We start from the raw sequence: 6,608 nt of genomic DNA, 5'->3' as shown, positions 1-6,608 counted from the left end.
ATCATGTGGTGGGGGCGGGCGGTGCGTCCGGGAACCTGGCCCGGCTGGTTGTCCACAGGGCTGTGGATAACATGCTCGATCTCGGAACCGGCTGCGGCGTCCAAGCGGTGCATCTCGCGCGGCGGAATCCCGGGGCGCGCATCACGGCGACGGACGTGAATCCGCGGGCGCTGGAACTCGCCGGGATGAGTTTCGCGCTCTCGGGGGTGGAGGGCGCCGAGTTGTTGCCAGGGTCGCTGCTGGAGCCGGTTCGCGGGCGCCGCTTCGACCTGATCGTGTCCAATCCGCCGTTCGTGGTCGCGCCGTCCGGCGACCGGCGGTTCACGTACCGGGAGTCGGGGATGCCGGGCGACGACTTCTGCCGGCGGCTGGTCGAGGACGCCCCCCATTACCTCAACGACGGTGGATATTGCCAGCTCCTGGCCAATTGGCTGCATGTGGACGGGGTCCCGTGGGAGGAGCGCGTCGGTGCGTGGGTGGACGGCTGCGACGCCTGGATCGTCCAGCGGGACGTCCAGGATCCGGCCGAGTACGCGGAGTTGTGGCTGCGGGATTCGTGCGAGGCGGGCACTCCCGAATACCGTGCGCGGTACGACGCGTGGCTGGATCATTTCGAGCGGGAGGGTGTCACCGGGGTCGGGTTCGGGTGGATCACGTTGCGGCGGAGCGGCGGGAGCCCGGCCGTCCGGGTGGAGGAGTTGCGGCACGCCGTCGAGCAGCCCGTCGGGGCCTACGCCCGCGACGTCTTGGACGGGCTCGCCGGGGCCGAGGAGTTTTCCACAGGCTGTGGACGGCCGCTGGCGGCGGCACCCGGGCTCGTCCAGGAGCAGATCGGCCCGCCCGGGGCCGAAGACCCGGAGCGGATCATCCTGCGGCAGACCGGCCGCCTCCGCCGCGCCGCCGGGGTGGGGACGGTCGAGGCGGGCCTCGCCGGGGTCTGCGACGGCACCCTGCCGCTCGGCCCGCTCCTGGACGCCATCGCCCAGCTCACCGGCATGGACGCCGGGCAGGTCCGGGCCCATGCCGACGCCGTCCTGCCGGAGCTGATCGCCGACGGGTTCTTCATCTAGGCCGGACGACCGTCTCCATCGCCTTCCCCAGCTCGCGGTGCCGGGCGATCAGCACGGAGAAGCCGATCGCCAGGTAGACGCCGGACAGGTACAGCCGGGCGTCCTCTCCCGGCAGGACGAACTGGACCGCGAACAGCACGAACAGCACCGCCGCCTCCCACCGCCTGAAGACCAGGTCGACGAGCAGGCTCAGCCCGAGGACGGTCTGCGCGGCGGTCAGCAGCACCTCCTCGGTCTGCCGGGAGTCCAGCGGCAGCGACCAGTCGCCGCCGCCGATCCGGTAGGCGAGCGGCAGGGTGCCGATCAGCAGCGTCCACTGGTTGACCTTGCTGGACAGCAGCGTCCCGATCGCGTCGGCGTCCCGCAGCCGCCACGCGAACATGACCGCGACGAGCAGTTCTGGTGCCTCCGACGCAAGCGGCGCCAGCCACTGCACCAGCAGGAACTCGTCGATGCCGAGCGACGCCCCCGCCTCCACCAGCGCGTTCGCGAACGGCTTCGCGGACGCGAACACGATGGCGGCGCCGAGCGCGAACCCGCCCCACGTCGCGATCAGCCGCTTCCGTTTCGGCAGCGTGACCAGCCGGGCGGGGACGCCGGCGAGGTCCTCGACGTCCTCGTCCCGGCGCCGCCCGATCTGCACGAGGTAGAGGACGTACACGACGATCAGCGAGATCGACATGTACCAGCCGATCTCGCCGGTCAGTGCGGGGATGAAGCCGAGGACGGCGGCGAGTGCGAGGAAGCCCAGTTCGGTGCGGTGCAGCGGGGTCAGTTGTACGTCGCGCCGGTCGGGCTTGGACGCGCGTGCCGCGTGACGTCCGCCGCGTCCGGACAGCCGGCGGACGGCCAGCGCGAACGCCAGCACCACCAGCGCCCACCCGACGCCGACGAGCAGCCGGTTCGCGCCCGTCATGTTGGCGGCCGCGTAGGCGGTGTACTCGGGACGCGTTCCGGCGGCGTAGGCGTAGTAGAGGTCGACGGCGTATTCGGGCAGGACGGCGATGAGCGCCAGCAGCGCCAGCGCGAGCGCGCCCGACATGTCGGCCCGCGCCGTCTCCGCCGCCCACATCAGCAGGACCGCGGCGGCCAGCACCCCGGCCCCGAAGATGACCATGGCGCCGACGGCCGGCGGATGCAGTCCGGCGACCCGCGTCACGATCGCGGGGAGCGCCACCGCCAGCGTCAGCGCGACCCGGACGAGCACCGTCCCACGCGTGATCGACTCGCCGGCCATACCCCGCACCGTGCCCCGGCTCGTCCCGCCGATGCGGGCACGTACGGCAACGGGCGGCAAAGACGGTCAGCGGCGGGCTTCGTCGAGGGTCGTGAAGGCGCTGGCCCGCAGGCGGCGGGACAGGGCGCGATTGACGCCGTGCGCCCAGAACGGGCCGCCGTAGATCATGCCGGTGTAGCCCTGGACGAGGGTCGCGCCGGCGCGGACGCGCTCCCACACGTCGTCGGCCGTCTCGACGCCGCCGACCGAGACCAGCGTGAGCCGCCCGCCGGTGCGGGCCCGGAGCCGGCGCAGGACCTCCAGCGACCGCTCCTTCAGCGGCGCGCCGGACAGCCCGCCGGTCTCCTCGGCGAGCGCGGGCGGGCTGAGCAGGGCGTCCCGGGCGATGGTGGTGTTGGTCGCGATGATGCCGTCGAGGCCGAGTTCGAGGGCGAGGCCGGCGACCGCGTCGATGTCGTCGTCGGCCAGGTCCGGCGCGATCTTGACCAGCAGCGGGACGCGCCGCGCGGACGACCGGTCGGCCGCCTCCCGCACCGCCGCCAGCAGCGGCCGCAGGTGCTCGACGGCCTGGAGGTTCCGCAGGCCGGGCGTGTTGGGGGAGCTGACGTTGACGACGAGGTAGTCGGCGTTCGGGGCCAGCCGCTCGGTGCTCGCCACGTAGTCGGCGGCGGCCGACGCCTCGGGGACGGCCTTCGTCTTGCCGATGTTGACGCCGACGATCGTGCCGGGGGCGCGCCCGGCGAGCCGGCGCGCGGCGGCCTCGGAGCCCTCGTTGTTGAAGCCCATCCGGTTGACGACCGCCCGGTCGGGGACGAGCCGGAACAGCCGCGGGCGCGGGTTGCCGGGCTGCGGGCGCCCGGTCACCGTCCCGATCTCGACATGGCCGAACCCGAACGCGCCGAGCGCCTCGTAGGCGACGGCGTCCTTGTCGAACCCGGCGGCCAGCCCCAGCGGGCCGGGGAAGTCGAGCCCGAACGCGCGCACCGCCAGCGCCGGGTCGCGGGGCGCGAGCAGCCGCCGCAGCAGTGGCGCGGCCCCGGGCGCGGCCTGGATCGCGCGTAGCCCGCGCAGGGTCAGGTGGTGGACGGTCTCCGCCGGGACGCGGGCGATGACCACCGAGAACAGGAGTCGGTACATCGTCCGCCAGTATCTCAGCCGGCCCGGCCGAAAACCCGCTGAGGTCCCGCGAAGCCGCTGCCTACCGCGTCGGCCCGTCCGGGGTCGGTGCGGTCGTCACCGTGTTCGGACGCCGTCGATGATGAGCGAGATGACGCCCGCGGACTTCGCTTCGATGTCGGGCGACTGCCATTCGGCGGCGTGCGCCGGGTCGTGGAAGCGGGAGGTCGCGTCGAGGACGGCCTCCGCGATCACCTCCGGCTCACCGGCCGCGAAGTCGCCACTGGCGATGCCGTCGGCGACGACGGCGCGGACCTGGGCCAGCAGGAAGCCGACATGGGCGGACGACACGGTGCTGTGCTCCGCCGCCAGCGCCCGGAACGTCGCGAAGAGTTCCGGGTCCTCCCTGGCCTTCGCCCATTTCGCGGTGAACATGGTGGTGAGCAGGCTACGCAGCCGATCGGGCGGGGCAGTGCGCTCCCGAAGCACCGCGTCGAGTTCGTCCCGCACGTGGTCGAGCCAGCGCCGTATCACGGCCTCGCGCAGCGCCGCCTTGGACGGAAAGTGCCGGTACACGCTTCCGTGGCTGACGCCGAGCAATCGCGCGACGTCGAGCACCGTGGTCTTCTCCGGACCGTGCCGGCGCAGCACTTCCTCGGTGGCCGACACGATCGTCTCCGCGTCGAGAGGCTCCCCGCGCACCCTGGCCTCCTTGTCGAGGTGATACCGCTCCCGCCAGTCTGCCAGCCTCCGGTCGGTATCTGAATGACAGATATTGAAATCTGTCACCTGTCTTCTGTAGTCTGCGATCGCGGAAAGGAGATTCCCATCGGTACTTCAACTGCTTCGTTCGCCGGCCGCACCGTGTCCCGGGTCGGCTATGGCGCGGCCCAGCTCGACCGCCTGCACGACCGCCGCGGCGAGGCCGTCGCGCTGCTGCGGCGCGCGGTCGAGCTGGGCGTGGACCACGTGGACACCGCCGAGTTCTACGGCTTCGGTTTCGCCAACGCCGTGATCCGCGAAGCCCTTCGTCCGGACGACGGCGTCATGGTCGTCACCAAGGTCGGCGCCGACCCCAACCCGGGCGGACGGCTGCCGCTGCGGATTGCGCAGCGGCCCGAGCAACTGCGGGCCAGCGTCGAGGACAACCTGCGCAGCCTCGGCGCCGACCGGCTCTCCGTGGTCAACCTCCGGCGGCTCGACACCGGCCCCGGGCTGCGTCCCGAGGGCGACCAGGTGGTCGGCCTCGACGACCAGCTCGCCGTCATGACCGCCCTGCGCGACGAGGGCAAGATCGGCGCGATCGGCCTGAGCAGCGTCACCCCCGACGTCCTGCGCCGCGCGCTCCCGGCCGGGATCGCCTGCGTGCAGAACGCCTACAGCCTCGTCTCCCGCGACGACGAGGACATGCTGCGGCTGTGCGCGGCCGAGGGCATCGCCTGGGTGCCGTTCTTCCCGCTCGGCGGGGCCTTCCCCGGCCTGCCCAAGGTCACCGAGGCGCCGGCCGTCCACGCCGTGGCCGAGTCGCTGGACGTCACGCCGTCGCAGGTCGGCCTCGCGTGGCTGCTGCACCACGCCCCGAACGTGCTGCTCATCCCCGGCACCGCCGACCCCGCCCACCTTGAGGCCAACATGGCCGCCGGCGAGATCGCCTTCGACGCCGAGGCGCTCGCCGCCCTCGACGCCGTCGAGTCCCGCTCCACCAACGTACCGATCGGCTGAGGACGGACCTTGAAGGCCATCATCTACCGCGACAACGGCGGCCCCGACGTTCTCCGGCTCGTCGACCGCGACCTGCCCGTGCCCGGTCCCGGCGAGGTCCGCGTCCGGGTCGCCGTGTCCGGGGTCAACCCGGCCGACTGGCAGGCCCGCGCCGGCGCCCCCATGGGCTTCCCGGAGATCACCCCGCACCTGGACGGCGCCGGCGTGGTCGACGCCGTCGGCGAGGGCGTCGACCCCGGCCGGGCCGGCGAGCGGGTCTGGCTGTTCATGGCCGCCGCCGGACGTCCCACCGGCACCGCCGCCGAGTTCACCGTCGTCCCCGCCGAGCACGCCGTGCCGCTGCCCGCCGGCGCCGGATTCGACGTCGGCGCCGCGCTCGGCGTCCCCGCGCTCACCGCGCACCGCGCGCTCACCGTCGCCGAGGACGGGCCGCGCCGGCTGCGTCCCGGCGCGCTGGACGGCCGGACGGTGCTCGCCGCGGGCGGGGCCGGGGCGGTCGGGCACGCGGTGATCCAGCTCGCCCGCTGGGCCGGCGCCACCGTGATCGGCACGGTCAGCGGCCCGGAGAAGGCCCGGCTGGCCACCGCCGCCGGCGCCCACCACGTGGTCGACTACCGCGCGGACGACCCGGCCGCAGAGATCCGCAGGTTCGCCCCCGACGGCATCGACATCGTCGCCGAGGTGGCGCTCGGCGCGAACCTCGCACTCGACCTGGCCGTGCTGCGGACGCGCGGCACGATCTCGACCTACGCCAACGACGGCGGCAAGCCGGTCGAACTGAACGTGCCGCAGAACATGGTGCTGAACACGCGCCTGCAGTTCCTGGTGCTCTACACGGCCGGCCCGGAGGCCCGCGCCGCCGCCGCCGAGGACGTCGCCAACGCCGTCCGCGACGGTGCCCTGCCGGTCGGCGAGGAGCACGGCCTGCCGCTGGTCCGCTTCCCGCTCGACCGCACCGCCGCCGCACACCGGGCCGTGCAGGGCGGCGCGGTCGGCAAGGTCCTGGTGGACGTCCCGCAGTGAGGGTCAGTGGCCGCGGAAGGTGCGGCGGAGTTGAAGGCGGACGTCGCGGGTCGCCTGGCGCATCGTCCGGCGGACGGAGCGGAGCGGATCGCGCACCGTGATCCGCCACGTGTCGCGGATGCCGTGCCCGACGGGACGCAGCACGCTCACCCGCACCCAGCGCGCCGGGACGATGACGAGCACGCGCACCGGAGCGACGACGAGTGTCCGCCAGAGCCAGCGCAGGACCCGGGCGGCGAGCCGCCACGTCCCCACGGCCCCGGCGACGACCGGCGCCAGGACGTACCGCCACACGGCTCGCGCGGGGACGACGATCAGCACGCGTCCCAGCCAGGCGAGGCAGCGCCCGATCAGCCGCCACGACCAGGCCACCGCCGCCGCGAACGCGCGCCACCCGCCCGCGAGCACGCCCCCGATCGCGCCGAGCACGATCAGGACCC

7 protein-coding genes are annotated in these 6,608 nt (G+C 73.7%); 3 read left to right on the top strand and 4 right to left on the bottom strand.

From position 1 onward, the window contains the following. Nucleotides 1–1,070 (top strand): methyltransferase (locus E1293_RS42835; RefSeq protein WP_132205215.1); only part of this gene is annotated, 1,070 nt, incomplete at its 5' end. Here the strand turns inward: E1293_RS42835 and E1293_RS42830 are convergent. The 3 genes from E1293_RS42830 to E1293_RS42820 all read right to left on the bottom strand — a co-directional run bounded on the left by E1293_RS42830 (nucleotide 1,063) and on the right by E1293_RS42820 (nucleotide 4,125). Further along, complete coding sequence (locus E1293_RS42830) at nucleotides 1,063–2,307, bottom strand: sodium:proton exchanger (RefSeq protein ID WP_132205213.1); 1,245 nt, start codon at nucleotides 2,305–2,307, stop codon at nucleotides 1,063–1,065. The two genes, E1293_RS42835 and E1293_RS42830, sit on opposite strands and share 8 nt — an antisense overlap. A 66-nt stretch (nucleotides 2,308–2,373) precedes the next feature. Beyond that, nucleotides 2,374–3,444 carry a quinone-dependent dihydroorotate dehydrogenase gene (locus tag E1293_RS42825; protein ID WP_132205211.1) on the bottom strand — a complete coding sequence of 357 codons (1,071 nt, stop codon included), beginning with the start codon at nucleotides 3,442–3,444 and terminating at the stop codon, nucleotides 2,374–2,376. Between the two features lie 96 nt (nucleotides 3,445–3,540). Continuing rightward, complete coding sequence (locus E1293_RS42820) at nucleotides 3,541–4,125, bottom strand: TetR/AcrR family transcriptional regulator (RefSeq protein WP_207939440.1); 585 nt, start codon at nucleotides 4,123–4,125, stop codon at nucleotides 3,541–3,543. A 162-nt stretch (nucleotides 4,126–4,287) separates the two neighbouring features. On the opposite strand from E1293_RS42820, the gene E1293_RS42815 reads away from it, so the two are divergent. Both E1293_RS42815 and E1293_RS42810 read left to right on the top strand, forming a co-directional pair. Continuing rightward, the gene (locus E1293_RS42815; protein ID WP_207939439.1) at nucleotides 4,288–5,145 is read left to right on the top strand and encodes an aldo/keto reductase; all 858 of its coding nucleotides are present in this window, start codon (nucleotides 4,288–4,290) and stop codon (nucleotides 5,143–5,145) included. A gap of 9 nt (nucleotides 5,146–5,154) precedes the next feature. After that, nucleotides 5,155–6,168 (top strand): NADPH:quinone reductase, encoded by a 1,014-nt coding sequence (locus tag E1293_RS42810; protein ID WP_132205207.1) that lies wholly within the window; start codon nucleotides 5,155–5,157, stop codon nucleotides 6,166–6,168. A 3-nt stretch (nucleotides 6,169–6,171) separates the two neighbouring features. Here the strand turns inward: E1293_RS42810 and E1293_RS48205 are convergent. Next, a partial coding sequence (locus E1293_RS48205) for a hypothetical protein (RefSeq protein WP_207939438.1) occupies nucleotides 6,172–6,608 on the bottom strand: 437 nt, incomplete at its 5' end.

Source organism: Actinomadura darangshiensis, assembly GCF_004349235.1.
In the GTDB taxonomy this organism is placed as follows: domain Bacteria; phylum Actinomycetota; class Actinomycetes; order Streptosporangiales; family Streptosporangiaceae; genus Spirillospora; species Spirillospora darangshiensis.
Note: the sequence above shows the minus strand (reverse complement) of the source record. Positions and strands in the feature narration are given on the sequence as shown.